The 21,085-nt window shown below is 44.4% G+C and carries 23 protein-coding genes and 1 pseudogene; 10 read left to right on the top strand and 14 right to left on the bottom strand.

Annotation, left to right across the window (positions count from 1 at the left end):
• Positions 1 to 204: 204 nt before the first annotated feature.
• From C8R34_RS16485 to C8R34_RS09695, 14 genes and pseudogenes are all read right to left on the bottom strand, one after another.
• Positions 205 to 369: a hypothetical protein gene (locus C8R34_RS16485; protein WP_165872596.1), complete on the bottom strand. Its 165-nt coding sequence runs from the start codon at positions 367 to 369 to the stop codon at positions 205 to 207.
• Positions 353 to 781, bottom strand: coding sequence for a DUF5681 domain-containing protein (locus C8R34_RS09635; RefSeq protein ID WP_110340226.1), 429 nt, complete (start codon positions 779 to 781; stop codon positions 353 to 355). Before C8R34_RS09635 ends, C8R34_RS16485 begins: the two co-directional genes overlap by 17 nt.
• 255 nt (positions 782 to 1,036) lie before the next feature.
• Positions 1,037 to 3,223, bottom strand: coding sequence for a DNA-primase RepB domain-containing protein (locus tag C8R34_RS09640; RefSeq protein ID WP_110340228.1), 2,187 nt, complete (start codon positions 3,221 to 3,223; stop codon positions 1,037 to 1,039).
• The gene (locus C8R34_RS09645; protein ID WP_165872597.1) at positions 3,223 to 3,480 is read right to left on the bottom strand and encodes a hypothetical protein; all 258 of its coding nucleotides are present in this window, start codon (positions 3,478 to 3,480) and stop codon (positions 3,223 to 3,225) included. Before C8R34_RS09645 ends, C8R34_RS09640 begins: the two co-directional genes overlap by 1 nt.
• A 77-nt stretch (positions 3,481 to 3,557) precedes the next feature.
• Positions 3,558 to 4,604 (bottom strand): hypothetical protein, encoded by a 1,047-nt coding sequence (locus C8R34_RS09650; RefSeq protein ID WP_110340230.1) that lies wholly within the window; start codon positions 4,602 to 4,604, stop codon positions 3,558 to 3,560.
• A gap of 112 nt (positions 4,605 to 4,716) precedes the next feature.
• Positions 4,717 to 4,899, bottom strand: a complete 183-nt coding sequence (locus C8R34_RS09655) for a hypothetical protein (RefSeq protein WP_207896496.1) — start codon at positions 4,897 to 4,899, stop codon at positions 4,717 to 4,719.
• A gap of 11 nt (positions 4,900 to 4,910) precedes the next feature.
• Entirely contained in the window at positions 4,911 to 5,213 is a 303-nt protein-coding gene (locus C8R34_RS09660; RefSeq protein WP_110340232.1) for an addiction module antidote protein, read from the bottom strand.
• Positions 5,210 to 5,536, bottom strand: a complete 327-nt coding sequence (locus tag C8R34_RS09665; protein ID WP_110340234.1) for a type II toxin-antitoxin system RelE/ParE family toxin — start codon at positions 5,534 to 5,536, stop codon at positions 5,210 to 5,212. Before C8R34_RS09665 ends, C8R34_RS09660 begins: the two co-directional genes overlap by 4 nt.
• A gap of 41 nt (positions 5,537 to 5,577) precedes the next feature.
• A complete protein-coding gene (locus C8R34_RS09670; RefSeq protein ID WP_110340236.1) occupies positions 5,578 to 6,879 on the bottom strand; it encodes an integrase family protein in 1,302 nt (433 codons plus the stop codon).
• 230 nt (positions 6,880 to 7,109) lie between these two features.
• Positions 7,110 to 8,108 (bottom strand): site-specific integrase, encoded by a 999-nt coding sequence (locus C8R34_RS09675; RefSeq protein ID WP_132467149.1) that lies wholly within the window; start codon positions 8,106 to 8,108, stop codon positions 7,110 to 7,112.
• Positions 8,018 to 8,326, bottom strand: a pseudogene (locus C8R34_RS17030) (helix-turn-helix domain-containing protein); the annotation flags it as partial. The gene C8R34_RS09675 and the pseudogene C8R34_RS17030, both read right to left, overlap by 91 nt.
• 52 nt (positions 8,327 to 8,378) lie before the next feature.
• The gene (locus C8R34_RS09685) at positions 8,379 to 8,807 is read right to left on the bottom strand and encodes a conjugal transfer protein TraM (RefSeq protein ID WP_110340240.1); all 429 of its coding nucleotides are present in this window, start codon (positions 8,805 to 8,807) and stop codon (positions 8,379 to 8,381) included.
• A complete protein-coding gene (locus tag C8R34_RS09690; protein ID WP_110340242.1) occupies positions 8,804 to 9,535 on the bottom strand; it encodes a conjugal transfer protein TraL in 732 nt (243 codons plus the stop codon). The genes C8R34_RS09685 and C8R34_RS09690 overlap by 4 nt, the downstream gene beginning before the upstream one ends.
• Positions 9,535 to 9,858: a TraK family protein gene (locus tag C8R34_RS09695; protein WP_110340244.1), complete on the bottom strand. Its 324-nt coding sequence runs from the start codon at positions 9,856 to 9,858 to the stop codon at positions 9,535 to 9,537. The genes C8R34_RS09690 and C8R34_RS09695 overlap by 1 nt, the downstream gene beginning before the upstream one ends.
• A gap of 347 nt (positions 9,859 to 10,205) precedes the next feature.
• On the opposite strand from C8R34_RS09695, the gene traJ reads away from it, so the two are divergent.
• From traJ to C8R34_RS17035, 10 genes are all read left to right on the top strand, one after another.
• Positions 10,206 to 10,574, top strand: coding sequence for a conjugal transfer transcriptional regulator TraJ (gene traJ / locus C8R34_RS09700; protein WP_110340246.1), 369 nt, complete (start codon positions 10,206 to 10,208; stop codon positions 10,572 to 10,574).
• A 40-nt stretch (positions 10,575 to 10,614) separates the two neighbouring features.
• Positions 10,615 to 12,240 carry a TraI/MobA(P) family conjugative relaxase gene (traI, locus tag C8R34_RS09705; RefSeq protein ID WP_110340248.1) on the top strand — a complete coding sequence of 542 codons (1,626 nt, stop codon included), beginning with the start codon at positions 10,615 to 10,617 and terminating at the stop codon, positions 12,238 to 12,240.
• Complete coding sequence (locus C8R34_RS09710; protein WP_110340250.1) at positions 12,240 to 14,084, top strand: type IV secretory system conjugative DNA transfer family protein; 1,845 nt, start codon at positions 12,240 to 12,242, stop codon at positions 14,082 to 14,084. Before traI ends, C8R34_RS09710 begins: the two co-directional genes overlap by 1 nt.
• 29 nt (positions 14,085 to 14,113) lie before the next feature.
• Positions 14,114 to 14,653 (top strand): conjugative transfer signal peptidase TraF, encoded by a 540-nt coding sequence (traF, locus tag C8R34_RS09715; protein ID WP_107786267.1) that lies wholly within the window; start codon positions 14,114 to 14,116, stop codon positions 14,651 to 14,653.
• 25 nt (positions 14,654 to 14,678) lie between these two features.
• Positions 14,679 to 14,900, top strand: a complete 222-nt coding sequence (locus tag C8R34_RS09720) for a conjugal transfer protein TraD (RefSeq protein ID WP_107786268.1) — start codon at positions 14,679 to 14,681, stop codon at positions 14,898 to 14,900.
• Positions 14,887 to 17,727, top strand: a complete 2,841-nt coding sequence (locus C8R34_RS09725) for a zincin-like metallopeptidase domain-containing protein (protein WP_110340252.1) — start codon at positions 14,887 to 14,889, stop codon at positions 17,725 to 17,727. Before C8R34_RS09720 ends, C8R34_RS09725 begins: the two co-directional genes overlap by 14 nt.
• Before the next feature lie 20 nt (positions 17,728 to 17,747).
• The gene (locus C8R34_RS09730; RefSeq protein WP_110340255.1) at positions 17,748 to 18,863 is read left to right on the top strand and encodes a JAB domain-containing protein; all 1,116 of its coding nucleotides are present in this window, start codon (positions 17,748 to 17,750) and stop codon (positions 18,861 to 18,863) included.
• A gap of 76 nt (positions 18,864 to 18,939) precedes the next feature.
• Positions 18,940 to 19,242, top strand: coding sequence for a helix-turn-helix transcriptional regulator (locus tag C8R34_RS09735; RefSeq protein ID WP_110340257.1), 303 nt, complete (start codon positions 18,940 to 18,942; stop codon positions 19,240 to 19,242).
• Complete coding sequence (locus C8R34_RS09740) at positions 19,239 to 20,489, top strand: type II toxin-antitoxin system HipA family toxin (RefSeq protein ID WP_110340259.1); 1,251 nt, start codon at positions 19,239 to 19,241, stop codon at positions 20,487 to 20,489. The genes C8R34_RS09735 and C8R34_RS09740 overlap by 4 nt, the downstream gene beginning before the upstream one ends.
• 165 nt (positions 20,490 to 20,654) lie before the next feature.
• Entirely contained in the window at positions 20,655 to 20,837 is a 183-nt protein-coding gene (locus C8R34_RS17035; RefSeq protein WP_258195646.1) for a hypothetical protein, read from the top strand.
• Positions 20,838 to 21,085 lie beyond the last annotated feature (248 nt).

A 21,085-nucleotide genomic window follows, 5' to 3' on the forward strand; every position in this document is an offset into this window, starting at 1 on the left:
CTCCGACTAAATGTCGGATATTTAACAATCCTGGGTGGAAACTTTTCAACGCCGATTTACCCAAAATCCCGGTAAGTTTTGCACGCCGATTGACAATGCAAAACTTTCAAAATATCTTTAATTGTCACATTCACACCTAACTTGGTTTCCAGTTTCGAAAGTCGGTTTTTCAGCATCGCCATCTTATATCAGCCTATTAATTTATTAAACAAATTCAACCATTATAATTTTTTGTTCATTTGCTTTGGCTTCATCGATTTGTTGCTGCTGTTCAGGAGTCCAAGCATCCTCAAATTTAATCATAACCAAAGGTGTTTGTTGAGGCCTGAGCATTTGCCCCAGTTTCATCAATCTATTTTTTAGATTCATTGGCTTGCTCAAGTGCAGTTAAACGTTTCTCCAACTCATCCATTTCTTTGATCCTTGCCAATGTTCCTAAGCTGGTTAGTAGTGAGCTACCTTGACTTGGAGCAAGCGTTCCATTAGCAACCGCCTGAATAATTGATTGACCTTGAGTTGATATATCCGCATCTACCGGGAAGCTGATCTTTACGGATTGTTCCATTGATTTAACTGGCGGTATAACCCGCTCCAGTAGTAACCTGGTTGCTTGTGAATCGCCTTCCTTAGCTTTGATGACCAACTGTTCGATTATTTCCGGTAGATGTTGAGTAATGTTCTCCCTTAACCGCGCCACCTTTCCAGTACCAGGGGTGCGGCCACGCGGATTACCGCTTTTCCCTTTCTTCCAGCGTCCACGTTCTTTTTTTGCTGTTGTCATTGCTTTTCTCCTGCTTTAACAAGTGAGGGAGTTCTCAATTCTCTTCATAGTTCTCGCCCTGAGAGAACTGGATTTCCCATACTGGACAATGACTTATGCTTACAGTTCTCCAATTCTCCAGTCCTCTATTACACCCCCATAAAAAAGTAATTTTATACTTAGTAGAGAGACAGAGAGAGAATAGAGAACTATTGTTTAAAACCCTTGCCCAGCAACGATTTCCCAGTTCTCTACGGTGAGAGAACTGGAAGAGAACTAGAGAACTGAAAAACATTTAGTCCCCTCATCATCACATTGCCTAATTTGGCGAGTTTCCAATAAATAAATAATGACCTCGTCAATATCTTTGGATTTTGCTTTCAATAACTTCGTTAATTTGCCTCGTGGCATTAAACCCCGTCGGCAATACTCCCCAAATTGTTTATCATTTGAGTAACTGATGGCATTCTTAATAAAATCCAATGCCTTCGCAGCCTGCTTCTGGAACGGGTTTTCTGCTAAGTCCTTATTAAGCTTTTGTGCGAAAGCTTTGATTGATCCGTTAACATAACTCCATGCCCAGGTAATATGCTCTCGTTTAATAACCCCTCCGTCACCAATCGCAAGTAATCCGGCTACTCGGATCGTTTGTTCTTCTGCACGGCTCCATAAATTTGCAAATTGATCATTTTCATTTAACTGTTCGGCGAATTGAATGAGCAAGTCGTATGCACCCTCCTCATAATCAATGACCGAAGTGTCAATAGCGCGGATTGCTGCCATTTTGTGTTTGAGTTCGTCACTTATCCAAGTATCAGGCTTTCGATTAATCGGGTTTTCTTTATCGGCTTGAACAAATATAATCCTGTTCAACAAGCCGTTATCAATCATCCTGGGTGTAATGCCATCCAGCAGCTCAAGCGGCGTCGTAGTACCGATCAGATTGATATAAGGATTGTCAATCTGGCCGATGTTTTGCTTTTTGTCAGCATAGGCCTTACCTGCAAAAAATGAGCGGCCTAGTCCGTATAAAGTCATTAAGTCTTTGATCAAATCCTTTTGATGGATTGATCCACGTTCTGATAGCGCGGTTTGCAAATAAATGCCAAACTCATCAATGAGGATTAACGTTGACGGATTTCCTTCAAGGGAACGTAACAGTGCTGCGCCGCTTGCTATGCTCTCGTGAATACTTTCTCCCCGAGGCACATTTCTCACCGAATCAATTAAACGTTTAATTGCTTTTCTAGGATCTTCCTTACCGCGTCCTGTATCACCAACTAAGCATATGTACAGGTTCAAAGCTGTATCGCTTCCTCCTACATAAGCTTTATTACTATTCAAATAAGAGATGGTAGTTAGGGCGCCAGCAATGGCAAAAGATTTAACTGGCATGCGACTGCTTTGGATAATATATTTCGCTATTTCCCCAACGAGTTCAGGCGGGTATTGTAGGCAAGAGATTGCCTCCTCTTCCGTTACTGGCTTTTCATTGAATTCTGGTAGCGAGGGCAGATCATTGCCCCTTAGCGCGGCCTTCCTGGCGCTGTGCAGTGTTGCCGTAACCTCCGAAGGCTCAAGACCAATTCTACTGGCGGCATCTTCCAGTTTACTTGTCACTTGATCCTCATCCAATCTGCCCGCCTTAACGAATCCATATGCACGATATGCGACTTTGTTAAGTGTATCGTTACGATTTCCCTCAACGGCTGACAAAAGCTTATGTAGAAGATTATCAAACTCAATTACCACATAAAAGTCATCCTGCACACATGGTATCGTTATAACTGGCACGGGCTTGTTCGGAATTCCTTCCAGATTACCCACACCAATCCAGTCTTTTAGCGCTTTAGCGGTATACCGTTTACCTGAGTTAAACACCTCTCGCACCATGAATGGTTTCCCCTTTTGATGCAGGAATCCAGGAACGCGCATAACGCGGGGCAGGTCGCATATCTTTGGGTCAGAACCGAGCAGGTTAGCCAAAGCCTTCTGGCACCCTTTAAACTCATTCAGGGGAAGTGTGTCTTCTATTATCCAGTAAGCGTGGTGTTTCCCGGGAGACGACTCAATTACTATTGACGGGACTAAGGGGAGATTGTCAAAAGTGCGGTTAAAGTCTTGCGTATCAAAATCTGCAACTAATGCGCGCACCCTGACCACATTGTTTGTAGCTCTTCCCTGTAGGTCTGTTTCATTGACGGTAAAGAATATGCCAGCACCACGGCGATTAAGTTCTTCTAGCTCAGGTCGGCGCTCCTCTAAGGTGCCGTGCGTGACCCGAGCCAGACTATTACTTTTGTCCTTATCCCCGAAGGTTTGAAAAGTATGACTTTTACCCAAAGCATCAAGAATAGAAGCTTGACTAATTACTTGATTATGAGTATATTTTGATTTGCAAAAAGCTTCAAAACTACTCGCCTCGTGCCTACCAGCATCCGGGGCGTTTTCATTAGTGATCATTATTCACCGCCAGATAGCAAATTTCTGATTTCGCTAACATTCCACGCCAGGCGGCCATTTATACGCACCGGTCGCAGTGCTCCATTTTCAAGGCAAGCCAAGGCACGTAAGGTTTGGGGTCTGCGATTCAAATAAAACGCTGCGGCATCTGTTGGAACTGTTGGACGCGTTACCGATTCGAGCGGCGGGAATATTAGTTGATTATGCGAAGCGAGTGCTTCTGATGGGGTGAAGTTATGATTTGTGTCTATTTGCATTTTGCACCTCGTTTTTTTGTTGAGGTGCGAATGATTTATCAAATAAAGCTATTTACTGCTATGCGCGGCAGCTATCGTCAACAAACGGTATTTGGCGGCATTTGGCGGCGCTTTAGACGTTTTCCTAATGCAGATCTACTAAGCTTTGCTTGTATGTCATTCTCGTTTGTATAGCACAAAGCATCACCCTCAAATATGCCGGTGAAGGGGGGGCATTCATCTTTGGCCAGTTCCTTCAGTTGCAAGTAAACATCTGCCAACTCTGTGGTTCCAGCCTTTTTTATTGCTTCTTCTATCGCTGGGTCTAAAATATTCCGGCGAAGTTTGTTAACTCTTGCTACAGATATCTGTGGCGTAACTAGTATAGATTCTGCTTGTTTAAGTTCTTGTTCGTTGTTTGAATTTGAATAACCAAGAAGTTCTTTCAGTTCAATTTCTCGTTCTTCAAGTTCTTTTATTTTGGTATCGATTATTATTTGCTCACTAGCAATTCCATTTGGATTAAGTCTTTGCCAATTAAAAATTTGATCAGGAATAGATTGTCGCTCTAGCTCCCAGTCACAGTATTGATTTACTGTTTTTTCATAGTCTGGCTGCAGACTGGCATCAAAATCACGTGCCATTTGCTTACGTTGTTCTGTCGATATTTCATCCCATTTCTGGAAAATATCAACAGAAGCAATATTCATTCTCATTTCTTGCGGCAAGTCTGAAAACTTTGTTTTTAGATATGGTGTTATAGCCTCCGCTAATTTACTTGATGCTACTTTTTTTCTAAAGCCAAAGCAATTTTTAAAATCATACCTTGCCACCGCATATTCACGTTCTAAGGGTAAAAGTTTGTCCCAAATGTAATAATGTTTCGATTTTGTTTTGGTTCTTATTCCCTTGCCTTTTCTTATTCCTTCACCTTCTTCAATTTCTTTTACTTCATCATCGTAAAGATGTTTGTCTTCCGCCTCGATATATGCCCATTCAAATTCTTCGACTCCATCGGGGGTTTCCTCTGTTTCTTTACCCATGCCAGCAAGTGAAATTTTTTCTTGTATATCTTTTGGTATTTCAGAAAAATGATTTTTTAAATAAGGGGTAATTTGGTCAAGTAGCAATTCATAGGTATCCATACCATTCTTTATCGATATTTTGAAAAGGTATTTTTAAGCAAAAGATAAATCATTCTGCAGTAATACACTAAGACTTCATCATGCAGGCGGAATGGCATAATCATCCTGCGCTTTACGCTGTCAATCTTTCCAGTGATTTAATATCCGGTTTCGGTGGTTTTTTTTCTTTCAACGCCTTGGAAAGCGTGACACAGGAAACCTGCAATTCCTTCGCCGCTTGTGTGACGGTCATTTGTTCCGGTAACCACTCTTTTAATACTTCTCCGGGGTGCGCTGGGTTGTGCATTCTGCTCATGCTAAATTTCTCTATCGGTGTACAGACAACTTTAAACCCGCCGCATTAATCACAGCTAGCAAGGTTTTTATTGTCGGATTGCCTTTTGTGGATAATGCCCGGTAAAGGCTCTCTCTCGGGATTCCGGCGCGTTCCGCTACGGTGACCATGCCTTGCGCTTCCGCGACATGACGCAATGCCGCTAATAAAGCTTCGCGTCCTCCAGGTTGATTTGCTTCATCAAGTGCAGCGGTTAGGTATTCATCAGCAAAAGCCGGATCATTTTGTAGCAATTCCACTACGACTTCATCATGTGGGCGGGATGATTTAATCATGCTTTATTTTTCCTCTTCCAGTTATTCCAATATTCAAGAGCGGTTTCAATGTCAGTTTGCTGTCTCCGTTTATCGCCACCTGCCAGGATTAAAATCAGTTTTTCTCCGGCTTTGGCGTAATACACCCGATAGCCTGCGCCATGATCTATTCGCAATTCCCAGATACCTTCGGCAATCGGTTTGCAATCTCCAAAGTTTCCGGCTGCTAGTCGTTGTATTCGTACCAAGATACGCGCTCTGGCTTGTCGATCTAACAAGCTTTCCAGCCATTTCTTAAAAGGATCATAGCCATCATCAGAAATGTAATCGGAAACTTTGAGCATTTTGTGAATTATAAGTTACATTCCGACAAATACAAGCACTATTACTTCACTCTATGAAGCACGGTTATTGTTGGCGAGAAATCTATCCCGGCTTGCTCTAATATCCATGACTCAATCTTGACGTGCCACATCCGCAGCAGATCAAGCGGGCGGCGTATGTAATGCTTTTCCCTTACCCCTTGCGGCTTGTGTCCTTGAATTTGCGCGGCTATCCCGGCAGGTGTCTCTATCCATTCGCACAGGCTGGCAAATGATCGCCGCAACCCGTGTAATGTCACGTCCAAACCAGCAATAGCACACGCTTTATCGTGTGCAATACGCGGCTCGACTAAGTGTCCACTTGCTGAAGTCAGGCTACTGAATACCCATTCATTACGGCGTGGCAAGGCAACCATGAGGCGTGCTGTATACGGGGTTAATGAAATTACCCGCAATCCTTCGATCTTGTCTCTGATGGTCAAAGTGTTCCATTGAAAATCTACATCTTCCCAGCGAACAGAAACTAACTCATTAGGACGTACGCCAGTTAGTAGCAAGGCTTGCAGATATGCAGATATAACAGGATTTTGAATTTGTTTGACTGCATTAAACCATGCGGGCAATTGTTCACGCTGCAATGCGTCATTTTTGGCTATCGGTTTGCCTAGATGCCTTTTAATCTCTTTGCTCTGCGCGGCGTTATTCGTAACAATTTCACCGTAGACAGAATGAGCTATACACCAATTCAGAAATGTACTTAATAGGGTTCTGGCATTACGGGCGCGGGCTGGTCTTTTTGTTCCCTCTACTTTTGCCCATGCTGTTATGCGCTCAGTGGTCAGGTCAATAAGCCGCATCTCTGCCAGCGACGCAAGTGTACCCGGCTCAGTTAGTTTTTTGCTTCGTGTTCTTTGCTCTCCACCGGCTTGCATGGCGCGTACATGGTCATGCAAGTGAAGCGCTCCCCATGTGGGCTTCATAGCAGTTACGTACTCATCCCAGGCCTTGCCTATCGTCAAAGTTTCGCGGGCTTCCTGTGCTTTCTTGGCAGCGTCTGCGGTTTCCTTAGCGGCTGCTTTATCAGCCTTTACTTCGCGTGGGTCATTGCCTTGGTCAATTATGGTTTGAAGGCGGCGTGCTTCTATTTGAGCATCCACAATGCTCCATATACTCACATCACCAATGGTAATCCGTCTTGTTTGCTTGTTAACTTTGGATTGAAAAATATAACGATTGCGGCTTGATCCAGGTGTTGCACGTACTGCAAGACCGGGCACTTCATCGCACCATAAAAAGACTTGTGCAACATCATCAGGGCATTTAAAGCGAGTAACCCGCCCGAAAGTTAGTTTTACCTTTGCCATAATATCGCCCCTAATATTTGTAACCGTTTTGTAACCGCTTTTGCAGTATACAGACGAATATTAATCAACACAATAATCAAGGGTAGTGCTGTTTAGTGTATGAATATTAATATAATTTAATTTATATAGAATGGCAATCAATACAGATAAATAGTTCTTTACTGGGACTCATAATCCCTTGGTCGCTGGTTCGAGTCCAGCCAGACCCACCAACAAATCAAGAGGTTAGATTAATTTCTAACCTCTTTTTTCTTAGGGTGTGCCAAATTTGTGCCAATAAAGACATTTGAAACCAGTTCGGCATGCTGTAAAAGTTGGGGTTTTGATAGGTGAGCATACCGCCTGACCATCTCCTCCGATTCCCAGCCACCGAGTTCCTGTAATACATTCATCGGTGCGCCCTGTTGAGCTAACCAGCTTGCCCAGGTATGGCGCAGGTCGTGCCATCTGAAATTTTCTATTCCGGCTCGTTTTAAAGCATTTCTCCATGCGCTGGTATTTGCCCAAGAAATTGAGCAACCTTTGTAAGTAAATACTCTGCTTGGATGCTTGCCACTTTGCCGAAATAAAACAGCCAAAGCTATTGAATTTAACGGCACATGGATTGCCTTTCTTGCTTTTGCCTGATCAGGATGAACCCATGCAGCCTTGCGTTCCAGATCAACCTGGCTCCATTCCAAGTTAATTACGTTTGATTGTCTTAAGCCAGTTGATAAAGCAAAAATCACCATATCCTGCTGATGAATGGGTAATTCCTTAAGAAGCATTTTCACCTGCTCAGGGGTTAACCAGCGAACTCGATGTTTGGGTTCCGGAAATAATCTAATTTTAGGAACCTTGTCAGTCCACTCCCAGTCATAGCATGCCTTGCGCAAAATTGTCCGTATCAGCGCTAAATGCCGATTAGCAGTTGATGGGCTAGTTTCTTTGGCCTTGGTGTGTGCAATATGATCTATTAGCATCCGATCAATCTCATTCAATAGCTTTTTACGTAAAAACTGCTGTAGCCATCGTAATTTCTCCTTGTCGCGTTCATGCGTCGCTTTGTGCTGTGTTTCTAACAAAAACTTGCATGCCGCTTCATCCCAAGTCCGCTTTGGCTTATCCCCCAGTCTTGCAACACGCCAGGATTCCGCTTTCAGCTTATCGTGGAATTCTTGCGCCTGGGTTTTATCTTCAGTTGCAGCAGAGCATCTAACTCGCTCGCCGCTTGGTGTGGTGAAACTAATCCACCACGTCTTACCACGTTTACAGAGTGACATAATTGTTTCTCCTCATGTCCCACTTGCAACGCTTGCCGAGTGCAAGCATATAACGAGCGAATGTGGTCAGCAAGATCATCTTCAATAAATGTCCACCGTTTACCTAATTTCGCACCCGGAATGATTCCCGCTTTAGCACGACGGCGCACTTCTTCAGGATGCAACTTCAAGAATTGGGCAGCTTCACTTAAATTTAATGTTCTCCTGGACTATCCAACTTATTTTTAGAAAATCTTGCTATAACAAAATCAAAAATATGGTTACAACTGAAACCAAGTTTAAAGCTGATGCCAGTAAATTAATGATGGCCGCCTGCCTGGAAATTCTCGCTAGATCATAAGTTTCCTGATCCACCCCGCTTTTTATCTTTTCATCGATCAGCTGAATACAGCTTTCCAGGAATTGGTTTCGTGTTAATTGCGCGTTACTCATGGATGCGCTGATAATGGTATTGGATTTCTTGGTAGAGTACTCACACCACCGATTAAAGTTCTCTTCCAATATCGCCTGGTAATTGCTTAGCAGCTCAGCATGGGCTTCTTTATTTTGTTCCAGCAACACTTCATTCAAGGTGTGCATCATCAATACCGGATCATCCTGTGATAGAACGATGCCGTGTTCCGATGCTACTCGCTCAATAAGTGCATCTAATTTGTCATTACTCATGTTAAAACCGCAGCCACATTTTCAATGCTGGTGAAGAGCTGTCTGCGGATAATCGTTAATCGTTGTCGCACCATCACCGGCAAAGCACTATTTTTAAGCGCTTCATCAAAGGTAATTTTTGATTGCAAGATTTCACTTAAATCCTTGCCGAAAGTCTCAGGCTTGTAGTGCGGAATTCGGATAATGGCGGATACTCGGGCTTTGTTATCCACATATGCTTTCATTTCCTCAAACTGCTTGCCATTCATGGTGATTTCACCCCAATAGGGATTCAACCAGACAACAAACAGTGCTTCTTTCGGAAACTGTTTAATCAGATGTACAAAACCGTTCAATGTATCCAGTAAAGCCTGACTACCTGTGATGACGGTATGTACAACCAGTTCATGCCCCATATCCAGGAGCAAGGCAGGTATCTGATTGCTGATGAGGTAATGTGACATGGGCACAAAGGTGCTGGCACCATTATCAATAATGACGTCATTGTCTGCTTTAGCGATCAATTCAATTAAGTCATCAAACTTTCTCGGATCAATCTCATCATTGTTCATCACATTAATCTGCTTAACATTGAGTTTTTTAAAGCCATAAAAAGTGGCATTAACTGGGTCTGTATCAATGCATAATGGATTGCCGCCTTTGGCAAACTTATGTTGTGCTAGCGTGGATGATATGAACGATTTGCCTACTCCGCCCTTCCCTTGCAAAATCATATGAATTTTAGCCATTAAACTAACTCCTCTTTTTCAGTTGCAGAATTAAAACGAAATCCTTCATGACCATTCCCAGCTGATTTTCCTTGATCAATGCGCGAATGTTGCTTTCTGTCCTCGCCAATATGTCGATTGACCAAAGTCCTGAACCATTGATAAGAACATTTGATTTTTTCTTCCTGGTGCAAAATGTTCCAGATCTGGCGAATCGTCCAACCATCCTTTAATGCTTGTTCAATATCAGGCTTCAACGCAATGAACGCCGGTAAAAATTGCTTACCGGTACTTTTGTTTTTATCCGCATAAAGTGCGATTCGATCTGATAAGGATTTAGTCATCACACAATTTCCACAAAAATATTTATCTTGGCGTCCAAACAGTTCTTGAGTTTCTTTTGAATTATTTCTTGTTTCTTTTTGTTGCTTTCAGTTTATTTGAATTGCTTATCCTTTCTTTTTGTTTGCAAGTGACTGTTATTTAGTTGAATGAAGCTTCTTTCAAGCGTTTTTGCATTGTTTGAAATTATGATATAACGAAAATAAACTATTTGCAAACATCGATTATAGTGTTAGTATATTTCTTGAAACTCACAGAACCGGGCAAGATATGTGGAGATGGCCATCTCCGCCCCAACTTATTCGCACTTTGTGCTCAACGTTGATCTTGCTCTTCGAGGAAAACTGGAATGATTGCCAAAAAGAACCCCAACACAATCAAAAAAGAAAGAAGAGATAAGAAGCTCAGGGTTCCTGTTTTGCCAATCGAGGAGACTGAAATAAAGAGTAAAGCAACGGATGCCGGATTAACCGTGGCAGAGTACCTGCGCAATCTGGGTCTGGGTTATCAAGTGCCCAGTGTTATAGATAACCGGAAAGTGGATACTTTGTTAAAAATAAACGCGGATCTTGGCAGGCTGGGTGGATTAATCAAGCTCTGGCTCACCAACGACAAGCGTACAAAATTAATTGGCAAGTCGCAGTTGCAGATGACCTTGGACAGTATCCGGAATACGCAAAGCACGATGCTGGATGTCATTATGAAGCTTAAAAAATAACTTTCGGAATAGTCATTTTTACTTAAGCAGCTTAAATACGATGATCGCTAAAATCATACCCATCAAATCAGTGCGCAAAAGCAGCTTCTCTGTGCTGATACAGTACTTAACTGATCCTCAGGACAAGAGTGAACGTGTCAGCCAGATCAATGTATCAAACTGCTATACAGACGATCTAACGGCTGGCTTACTTGAAATTCAAAACACACAGGAAATGAATAAGCGCGCCAAATCAGACAAAACCTGCCATCTTGTATTGAGTTTTCCTGAAGGAGAGCGTTTATCCCTTTCTGATTTGAATGCCATTGAAGAGCGATTTTGCGAGGCTCTGGGTTTTAACGGTCATCAACGCATCAGCGTAGTCCACGATGATACCAATAACCTGCATATGCATATTGCGATCAACAAGATACATCCTAGAAGCTTAACAATCCATAACCCCTATTATGATTACAAGAAAGTAGCCAAGCTTTGTGAGCAAATCGAACAGGAATATGGCTTAACAACAGTTAATCATGAAACTGTGAGTGATAAAGCAGCCAGAGTGGCGCAGGAAATTGAAATCCGAACCGGTGTGGAGAGTTTGCTGGGCTGGCTCAAGCGTGAGTGCTTGGATGAATTGAAGCAGTCGGACAACTGGCAGGATTTAAATCGGGTGCTTAAAACACATGGCCTTGAAATCAAGGAGCGCGGCAACGGGTTTGTATTGGTTGCCAACAATGGTGTGGCTGTTAAAGCCAGTTTAGTTGATCGATCTTTGTCCAAAGGCAATTTGATCCAGAGACTGGGTGCATTTATACCTGGTGTGCATCTTGCACAATCTTCCCGTTCAGACACCAAACAATACCAGCCAAGACCGCTACAAAGCCAAATGGATACTTCAAGGCTCTATGCAAGATACCAGCAAGAGCAAGCGAATAGCGCCAGACAGCGTTCAAGCCAGTGGGCAATATTGCGACAAAACAGAGATCAACTCATTGACCGCACCAAACGGGAAGCCAAACTCAAGCGCAACATCATAAAAAGCATCAAAGCTGGGAGATTGGCTAAAAAAACGCTATATGCAACCGCACATCAGCAATTCAAAATAACGATAGCAGTCATTAAAAGCGATTACCAGAAAGACTATCAAAGTTCTAAAACCCGTCATTCCAGAATGGGATGGCTGGATTGGTTAGCAAAAGAAGCAAAAAATGGCAATGCTGAAGCATTGGCTGTTTTGCGATCCAGAAGAGTGGGTCAATTTAAGGGTAACCAGGTATCGGCCAAGAAAAGCCATGATGGTTTCAGCACTGATGGCCACTTCAAGGATAGTTTGGTGGAATCGATCAGCAAAATCGGCACAGTCACTTATAAAGCAGGATCAACCACCATTCGTGATGACGGTAAACGGCTCATCGTGCTGCCGGATACATCAAGGGAGGCCTTGAAAGATATTTTGCAAGTGGCCATGAAGAAGTACGGCAGCCACCTGGCGATCAATGGGACAGAACAGTTTCGCCTTCAGATAGCACAGGTTGCAGCGCAAAACCAAATGCGCATCACTTTTGATGACAAGCGGCTGGAACAATATCGTCAGCAGTTGATGAAACAGTACAAAGTATCCAGAGCGCAATCGGTAGGTGGAATACGATCCATACCCTCAACTCCCAGAAGGAGTCTTTGATGAATAAGAATAGTCTGTTATCTCAAAACAATAGGAAAGTTAAGAAGGATAGGTTCATCGTTCGACTATTATCCGTTGTGTGTCTGATCGGAGGGTTGCAGGTAGCTACCCAGTATTTTGCCCACCAATTCAATTACCAGCCGCAATTAGGCGCGCACTTTTTTAACATTTATGAATCCTGGGCAATTCTGCTATGGGCAAATAAATGGTATGGCGAGTATTCAGGCATCTTCGATCTGGCAGCAGGTTTCGGCATTTTATTTTCCAGCATTGGTTTGATACTGGTTCTGGTCATTAAAATGGTGCTGGCTAATTCATCCAGAACTAATCAGGGGTTACATGGATCAGCCAGATGGGCAGATAAGCAGGACATTGTAGCCGCAGGACTGCTTTCAACAGGCAAGAATAGTAAAAGTAACCAGAGCGACGCCGTTTATGTCGGCGGCTGGCGGGATAATTCCGGCAAAACCCACTATCTGAAACACAGCGGCCCGGAACATGTGTTGTGTTATGCCCCGACCCGCTCAGGCAAGGGGGTGAGTCTGGTTATACCCACCCTGCTTTCTTGGACTCAGAGCGCAGTCATTACTGATCTCAAAGGTGAATTATGGGCACTCACTTCCGGTTGGAGAAAGCATCATGCCAAAAACAAGGTGCTGCGCTTTGATCCGGCATCAACCATTAGCGCGCATTGGAATCCTCTGGATGAAATCCAGATTGGCAGCGGCATGGAAGTCGCTGATGTGCAAAACCTGACCACCTTAATCGTCGATCCAGATGGCAAGGGATTACAAACGCATTGGCAGAAAACCAGCCAGGCATTGCTGGTAGGTGTTATTTTGCATGTTTTGTATAAATCAGAGCGAGAAGGATCCCCTGCCACATTATCGACTGTCGACTCAATGCTGTCTGATCCAGATCGCGATATCAGGGAGCTGTGGATGGAAATGGCCATGCAGGATTATCTGGTTGGCAAAAGTCATCCGGTTATTGCAGCCAGTGCGCGTGACATGCTGGATCGCCCTGAAGAAGAAGCCGGTTCCGTGTTGTCGACGGCCAAATCGTATTTGTCCTTGTACCGCGATCCGATCGTCGCCAACAATATTAGTGCATCGGATTTTGCAATCCGTGATTTGATGCACCATGAGAGTCCCGTCAGTTTGTATATTGTGTCGCATCCCAATGACAAATCGCGGTTGCGTCCTTTAATCCGCATTCTGATCAATATGATCATCAGAAAGCTGGCCGATAGAATCACGTTTAAAGACGGTCAACCAGCCGCGCATTACCAACACAAGTTGCTATTGATGCTGGACGAATTCCCAAGCTTAGGGAAACTTGAAATCTTTCAGGAATCACTCGCGTTTATCGCAGGCTACGGTATGAAAGCCTATTTGATCTGCCAGGATTTAAATCAACTCAAAAGTCGCGAGACCGGCTACGGGCATGATGAAGCAATTACGTCTAATTGCCATATCCAGACCGCTTTTGCACCCAACCGGATTGAGACAGCGGAGCATTTATCCAAACTGACCGGACAGACCACGGTTATCAAAGAGCAGATTACCACCAGCGGCCGCAGGTCATCGATGATGCATGGACATGTTACCCGTACCCTGCAGGAGACGCAGCGCGCGTTATTAACGCCGGATGAGTGTATGCGACTGCCCGGCCCCATGAAAGATGCTGAAGGCAAGATCACCCGACCGGGTGAAATGATTATTTATGTGGCTGGTTTCCCTGCCATCTATGGAACGCAGCCTTTGTATTTCCAGGATGAAACCTTTACGGCACGGGCACAAGTCAATTCCCCAAGCTTCAGCGATAAATTAACCGGATTGTGAGATACCCCGCACGCATGAGAATCAACTTCATGAAAAAACCCATCAAAATCCTGATTGTTTTGATTCTGACCATGAGCGCTAGCCTATTTGTACTGAGTATTGGTGCACGGATCAGCGGGATTTATATCAATACCACACCCAGCTTGCCAGTGGGTTTTTACAAAGTCGTTGATGAACCGATTGTAAACGGCGCTTATGTCGCTTTCTGTCCACCGCAAATTGAGGTTTTTGATATGGCTAAGGATAGATCCTACATCAATCAAGGTAATTGCCCTGGTGGCTATGGTTTGTTGCTCAAACGTGTGCTTGCACAATCCGGAGATCGAGTTTTGATCGCTCAGGCTGGCATCTATGTGAATGGTGAACATTTGCCGAATAGCGCCCAGCTAACAGCCGATGCTGAGGATCAACCATTGCCGCAATATCGGCTTCAAACTGTGCTGGATGATTCTGAATACCTACTGCTATCCGATGTGAACCCCCAATCCTTTGATGCGCGCTATTTCGGATTGATTGCGCGTGATCAGATTAAGCAAGTTGTTCGTCCAGTTTTTACCTGGAGTCATTAATCAAAAATTAATAGGAGTCAAAGCCATGCATAGACCACCGATTGATGCTGAAACAAACAATCCTGACATTCAAGAGCAGGTGATACAGGAAAAGCAACTTGATGCAGAAATACCGGGCTTCCAAGCTGAATTTGATCCCTTGGAGGCAGAAAGGCTGGGCGCATTCAAGGAAGATGCCTTAACCGAACAGGATGCACTGGATAGCACGATTGATTATGTAGAGGAGGTTGACGATGAAAGAGGCTAAGAAGGCTTTTCATGAACAAGTCGCCGAGAATCTGATTGAGCAACTCAAAAAAGGTGTTGCACCCTGGCAAAAACCTTGGAAACCCGGTGATCTGCTGGCTGCATTACCTGTCAATCCAACAACCGGCAAACGCTACCGGGGAATTAATAGCCTGAATCTGATGAGCCGTGCGTATACGGATTCGCGTTGGTTGACGTATAAGCAGGCAATAAACATTGGCGCACAGGTGCGCAAAGGTGAAAAAAGCACACTCGTGCAATACTGGAAATTTACCGATGAACGCATCAAAACCGATGACAACAATAATCCTGTACTCAATAGTGAAGGCAATCCTATTAAAGAACAGGTGAGACTAGAGCGCCCCAGGGTGTTTTATGCCGCCGTATTTAATGCGCAGCAGATGGATAATCTGCCAGAACTTGACATTAAAGCTCCTGATTGGGATCCGCTGGAGCGGGCTGAGCACATATTACAAGCATCCAATGCCGTGATCCGTCATGGCGAAGCTGATCGCGCATTTTACCGGTCATCAACTGACAGTATCCACTTGCCACACAAACACCAGTTTCCGACACCCGATCGTTACTACGCAACAGCACTGCATGAACTGGGCCACTGGACTGGCCATGAATTGCGCTTAAACCGTGATCTTGCGCATCCATTCGGAAGCGAAGGCTACGCCAAAGAAGAATTGCGTGCCGAGATTGCCAGCATGCTACTCAGCGGTGAACTGGGTATTGGGCATGATCCGGGGCAGCATGTGGCTTATGTGAGTTCATGGATCAAAGCGCTACAGGAAGATCCGACAGAAATATTTCGTGCCGCTGCTGATGCGGAAAAAATCCAGGATTATGTACTGGCATTGTCACAACAACAGGAAATTGCACAGAGAATTGATACGCAGGAGGCAATCAAGATGGATCAAATCAAGCAAAACACCGCCACTTATTTGCAGAATCTCTCGCCTGATCTGGCAACTATCGCATCCCACAATATCAAACGGTTTAATGATCTGACACAGGCTATGCCAAAAAAGGATCAGGATGCCATCATTCTGGTTGCTGATGCACTCAAGTTTTTGAGAGGCGGCGGTATTGATAACCTGGAGTTTGAAGAGGTAGCAGAAGACAAACTGAGTTTTAGAATCCCGGCTGACTGGAATGGACAGATGCAGATTCAGGGTAATGCGATTCGAATCGATGAAAATGGTATTGAGTCTATAGTATCCGCTGATTCAATAAACACGGAGCCACAATTCTGGGGCGTGTATACGCAGCGTGATGATCAAACTTTCCAATGGGTGAAAGACTGTGAATCCAAGCAAGAAGCGCAAGATTTAACGGATCTGCTCGCACTCATTGATGTCGCCGCAGAACAAAATGAGTATGAAAAGGCCGTTAAGCTTGCCCACATCCATGAAAACCGCATTCGAAATGATCCAATTAGCACTGAAGTATCGATATCAGGAGCCAAGACCGAGCAAAGCGATGACAATGCTCGTCAATATTTGATTGTTCCTTATACGGAAAAAGATTTGGCAAAGGCCGCTGGCGCTCGTTGGGATAAAAAGACCCGTGCCTGGTACGTAGGGTCAGAAGCAGATATTCAAACATTACAGCGTTGGCTACCGGAGAATGTTGCCAATCAACAGGAACCTGCGATAGATCCTCACGTGGAATTTGCTGAATTGCTGCGCGCAAATAGTTGTCTGGTTGATGGCAATCATCCGGTGATGGATGGCAGCAAACACAGAATTAAAGTTGAAAGCGACAAGTCCGGTGAGAAATCGGGGTTTTATGTGGCGCATCTGGATGGGCATCCTGCCGGGTATTTCAAGAACAATCGAACCGGTATTGAGACCCGTTGGAAAGCCAAGGGGTATTCGTTAACGGATGAGCAGAAAGCAGAACTGATCGCACAGGCCGCTATCAAGCAGCAAAACAGAAAAGCTGAACAACAGGCACAGCAAAATAAGGTTGCTGATGCAATTCAACAATTGCTGACTATCGCACCAGTTGCCGATGCTGAGCATCCTTATTTGAAAGAGAAGCATGCCCGGCCAGGCGATTTGAGAATCGTGCCGCAGAATGCGGATGATTTACCCCGTGACTCAATCATCAAAATTGGTCAAAACTGGCAGGAAGTCAAAGCACTACGAGAAAAAAATCCAAACAGTATTGTACTGACAGCCGGTGATTTGTTGCTGGCCGCACAAGATGTTCATGAAAAAATATGGGGTGTACAAACGATACAACCCAGTGGTGCAAAGCTTTTTGCAGCGGGTAGCAAGAAAGAGAATAACTTTCATGTGGCGGGTAATGCAGGTCAGCGATTGGATGCAGCAATTAACAAATTACCTGCCATTGTAATTGCTGAAGGTTATGCCACCGCAGACACGCTATCCCAAGCGCTGGACTATCCTGTCATAGCCGCTTTTGATTCGGGTAACTTATCCAAAGTAGCTAAGGATTTACATCATAAATACCCGCACAAGCCAATCGTCATCGCAGGTGACGATGATCATCACCTGGAATCCACCCTTGGCAAAAACCCCGGCAAGGAAAAAGCGCTGGAAGCAGCGGCATTGGTAAATGGTGTAGCGGTATTTCCGGTTTTTGCGCCAGGTGAGCAGGCCTCAAAGAAATTAAATGATTTTAATGATCTGGCCAATAAAAGCGCGCTAGGTATTGAGGCGGTTAAACGTCAGGTTGGATCGGTTGTTGAAAAAATATCTCAGCAGGCTAAACAGGACAGCTTATTGAAGTTACAAGTCCCTATTGAACCTAAGCAGCAGGAAATCAAGCAAAAACGAGTATTGACCAGGTAATCTTTTAAGGAGGCTACAAGATGCGCGATAATAGGCTGAAGATTCCAGGAACCCCATCCAATTCTGATGAAGGTGATCTTTATGAAAAAATTGAGACTCGTCCCGGTACTACCGAAAAGCAAAAGGAAGCAGGAAGAGGCGCCTATACAGAACGGCTCGAATCTCATGCTCGATGGGCAGGTGGCACCTTACTGGGTTGTGATTTCCCAAAAGACTTCAAAGAAAAAGGAGGAACCACTTTCCTGAATCAGCGCATCAAGTCAGGCCATGATCTGGCAATAATGGCGCAAATATTACGCGATCCGCGTTATGAAACACTGAGAATCTTCTATACCCGTATGAATCGCATCGTTCATCATACGGCTGTGAGTTCCAGATTACCGGGCGCAGTCTATCTGGAAAAGATTGGGCATGACAAACATGATCTGGGTGTTTTGGTAGAAAAGACTAAACGTCATGTTAAAGCAGATGGTTATTGGTTATTGCATAACCATCCATCGGGTAATGCTACGCCATCGAGTCAGGATGTCAGACTCACGGAAATTCTTGCATCAACTGTTCCGAGTTTCAAAGGCCATGTCGTTATCAACACCAGTCAATACAGTGTCATTGATAAAGACGGTCATGTCGATTTTGTGGATTGGATGGGTAATCAGGCAGGAGGTTATCAGAATAATCATTATAAAAGTCATGAACTGCTCCTGGAGAAAATAGCCTCACCGGAGGATCTGGCAAAGATAGGCCATGCTTTAAAAAAGCGAGACCAGTTTTTTAACTTGATAGGCATCAGTGCAAATGGTTTTGTATTGTCGTTAAGTGAATTACCTCTATCTGTACTGAATCGTCCTCAAAATCTGCTGCTGGCGCGGCTACAAAATTTTGCACGCAATTCCGGCGTCAATACGGTATTTGCCATCACGAATGCCAATGATTATAGGCACCCGGTATTATCCAAAGCCTGTGAAGTTGGCATACTAAAAGATGTGCTAACCGTAGAGGGCTCTGATTATCGTTCATTGCGGGAAGAAGGGTTATTTGCATCGATATCTGGTGAAATAAGCGCCATTTTTAGGAAACCCAGAACCTTTGTGAAGGAAGATGGCGGATTGAGCAAACGCAGAAGTCGTACACGCTGACAATTATTCGGTATTTGATATCTATAGTATACTATAATGATCTTTATATCATTGCATGTGTGCTATAGTATTCATTATGTCTGTCAGATCATTTCGTATTGAACAAGTCCTGAAGAAACTCGGTGGTGACATTCGTGACGCAAGAAAGCGCCGGGGAATTACTGTGCAATTGATGGCTGAGCGCATGGGCGTCACACGGGTTACGGTTGCAAAAATTGAACGCGGTGAGCCTAATACCAGTATGGGCAATTACGCGATGGCGTTATACATCCTTGGCAAAGCCGATGAACTCGAAATGCTGATGGATCGTACCCATGATACTCTCGGTCTGGATCTGATGGATGAAAAACTACCCAAACGGGTCAGGGTCTCTAAATGAGTGATACGCACCTGCTTGTCTCATTAGATTGGCAAGGACAATTGCATCGCATTGGTCACCTGGAAATTCATAAAAGCCGTGGCAGGGAAAATTACCGCTTTATCTATGAACGCTCCTGGATCAAACACCCCAATCGCTTTGCCATTGACCCGGAACTCCCTTTACTGGTTGATATGCCGTATTTGAACAACCGCTTATGGGGTGCTTTCCAGGATATTTCACCAGATCGTTGGGGCAGACTGATTCAGACACGCACAACTGGTATTTTTTTAAGTGACAGTGACTATATGTTGGGTGTTAGTGATTACATGCGCATGGGTGGACTTCGCTTAAGTCACAGTCATATGCCGGACGTGTTTCTTGCAGAACATACAAATATCCCAAAGCTGATTCATATGCGACAACTTGAAACCGCAGCCAGACATTTTGAGAGCGGTACTGAGACCGCAGCTGATCTTGCCATGCTTGCGCAGCCTGGTTCATCACTTGGCGGAGCGCGACCTAAAGCGGCGATTGAAGACGCCGGTGAACTGTGGATTGCCAAGTTTTCTTCACAGAACGATACCGAACGAGTCAGTTTATGGGAAGCCGTTATGCTGGATCTTGCACAACAAGCCGGAATTGAGGTAACAGCATTCAGGGTTTTAAATGCAAAGAGTGATTCACCTGTTCTACTGGTCAAGCGATTTGACCGTGAGAAAACACTGCGTACCCCTTTTATGTCCGCCATGACGCTATTAGGACGCAATGAAGATACCAAGGAGGGTGCGAGCTATCTGGAAATTGCCGATGCCATTAATCGTGAATCTGCACAACCAGGACAGGATCGCCTGGAATTATGGCGGCGCATGACATTCAACGCCATGACCGGCAATATTGATGATCATCTCCGTAATCATGGTTTTTTGCGTGTTTCCCAGGGATGGCGGCTGGCACCTGCTTATGATTTAAACCCAACAACCCAGCCTTTTACCCAACGAGTGCATCAACTGGCGTTTAACCAAAGCGTTAAGCCATCATTAGATACTTGTCGGGAGCTGGCAGACTACTTTGCATTAAATCAATCAGTAACCGATCTTGCATTAAAAAAGATCGGGAAAAGTCTGGGTAATTGGCAGCTGACCGCAAAACGCCATCAATTACGCAGCGATGAAATCAAGCGTATGGCACCGTCCTTTGAGCATGAAGATAGTCAACGGTTAATCACAATGACTAGACAAACAATTTCACGTTCACGTAACACGTAATGGCCGACTTATTATGTGCGGCGGAATTGAATATCAGGGTGAAAAGATATATTTCCCGCAACCGAGTGCGCGGTTGCCGGTGCGTTTGCGAGATGGCAGAGTTACTTGGATGGCGTGGGGTAGGCGCAAGGATGAAGCCACCGGTAAATTTCCGCTGACCAGTTCATGGAAAAAGACCATGACAATCAATCCCACTGGATAGAGCTGGATAAGCGGATGGTAATTCAGGGATTATTGGCAGAAAGAGACAAAGAAACTCGGGTTTATGTGGTGACTATCGACACACCACCTGAATATGCCTGGATACATGACCGTTGGCCGAGGTTGGTGCGATTGACGGATCAATAATCTGGTCTTAGTTTTCCGAACAAAGACCATTTATGAAACAAACCTACTTCGCCCATTTTAAACCTCTGGAAACTCATATCCAGGGGCAAATTTGGCACTGGAAACGCCATAGAGTGCTAAATGATTTCTTAACCACAGTCAGTATTCTTTGACTTGCAGCATTGACCACAACCGTTGCACCCCTCTTGACATCACACACGTCGTTCTTCACATCTCAGTAAAAACGTGAGAAAATACATATATTCCGT

This window comes from Nitrosomonas sp. Nm84, from assembly GCF_003201565.1.
Classification (GTDB): Bacteria; Pseudomonadota; Gammaproteobacteria; order Burkholderiales; family Nitrosomonadaceae; genus Nitrosomonas.

Bases quoted from the DNA above. Each gene is read 5' to 3' on its own strand.
- C8R34_RS16485 (WP_165872596.1), bottom strand. From the start codon at position 369: ATGAATCTAAAAAATAGATTGATGAAACTGGGGCAAATGCTCAGGCCT.
- C8R34_RS09635 (WP_110340226.1), bottom strand. From the start codon at position 781: ATGACAACAGCAAAAAAAGAACGTGGACGCTGGAAGAAAGGGAAAAGC.
- C8R34_RS09640 (WP_110340228.1), bottom strand. From the start codon at position 3,223: ATGATCACTAATGAAAACGCCCCGGATGCTGGTAGGCACGAGGCGAGT.
- C8R34_RS09645 (WP_165872597.1), bottom strand. From the start codon at position 3,480: ATGCAAATAGACACAAATCATAACTTCACCCCATCAGAAGCACTCGCT.
- C8R34_RS09650 (WP_110340230.1), bottom strand. From the start codon at position 4,604: ATGGATACCTATGAATTGCTACTTGACCAAATTACCCCTTATTTAAAA.
- C8R34_RS09655 (WP_207896496.1), bottom strand. From the start codon at position 4,899: ATGAGCAGAATGCACAACCCAGCGCACCCCGGAGAAGTATTAAAAGAG.
- C8R34_RS09660 (WP_110340232.1), bottom strand. From the start codon at position 5,213: ATGATTAAATCATCCCGCCCACATGATGAAGTCGTAGTGGAATTGCTA.
- C8R34_RS09665 (WP_110340234.1), bottom strand. From the start codon at position 5,536: ATGCTCAAAGTTTCCGATTACATTTCTGATGATGGCTATGATCCTTTT.
- C8R34_RS09670 (WP_110340236.1), bottom strand. From the start codon at position 6,879: ATGGCAAAGGTAAAACTAACTTTCGGGCGGGTTACTCGCTTTAAATGC.
- C8R34_RS09685 (WP_110340240.1), bottom strand. From the start codon at position 8,807: ATGAGTAATGACAAATTAGATGCACTTATTGAGCGAGTAGCATCGGAA.
- C8R34_RS09690 (WP_110340242.1), bottom strand. From the start codon at position 9,535: ATGGCTAAAATTCATATGATTTTGCAAGGGAAGGGCGGAGTAGGCAAA.
- C8R34_RS09695 (WP_110340244.1), bottom strand. From the start codon at position 9,858: ATGACTAAATCCTTATCAGATCGAATCGCACTTTATGCGGATAAAAAC.
- traJ (WP_110340246.1), top strand. From the start codon at position 10,206: ATGATTGCCAAAAAGAACCCCAACACAATCAAAAAAGAAAGAAGAGAT.
- traI (WP_110340248.1), top strand. From the start codon at position 10,615: ATGATCGCTAAAATCATACCCATCAAATCAGTGCGCAAAAGCAGCTTC.
- C8R34_RS09710 (WP_110340250.1), top strand. From the start codon at position 12,240: ATGAATAAGAATAGTCTGTTATCTCAAAACAATAGGAAAGTTAAGAAG.
- traF (WP_107786267.1), top strand. From the start codon at position 14,114: ATGAAAAAACCCATCAAAATCCTGATTGTTTTGATTCTGACCATGAGC.
- C8R34_RS09720 (WP_107786268.1), top strand. From the start codon at position 14,679: ATGCATAGACCACCGATTGATGCTGAAACAAACAATCCTGACATTCAA.
- C8R34_RS09725 (WP_110340252.1), top strand. From the start codon at position 14,887: ATGAAAGAGGCTAAGAAGGCTTTTCATGAACAAGTCGCCGAGAATCTG.
- C8R34_RS09730 (WP_110340255.1), top strand. From the start codon at position 17,748: ATGCGCGATAATAGGCTGAAGATTCCAGGAACCCCATCCAATTCTGAT.
- C8R34_RS09735 (WP_110340257.1), top strand. From the start codon at position 18,940: ATGTCTGTCAGATCATTTCGTATTGAACAAGTCCTGAAGAAACTCGGT.
- C8R34_RS09740 (WP_110340259.1), top strand. From the start codon at position 19,239: ATGAGTGATACGCACCTGCTTGTCTCATTAGATTGGCAAGGACAATTG.
- C8R34_RS17035 (WP_258195646.1), top strand. From the start codon at position 20,655: ATGGAAAAAGACCATGACAATCAATCCCACTGGATAGAGCTGGATAAG.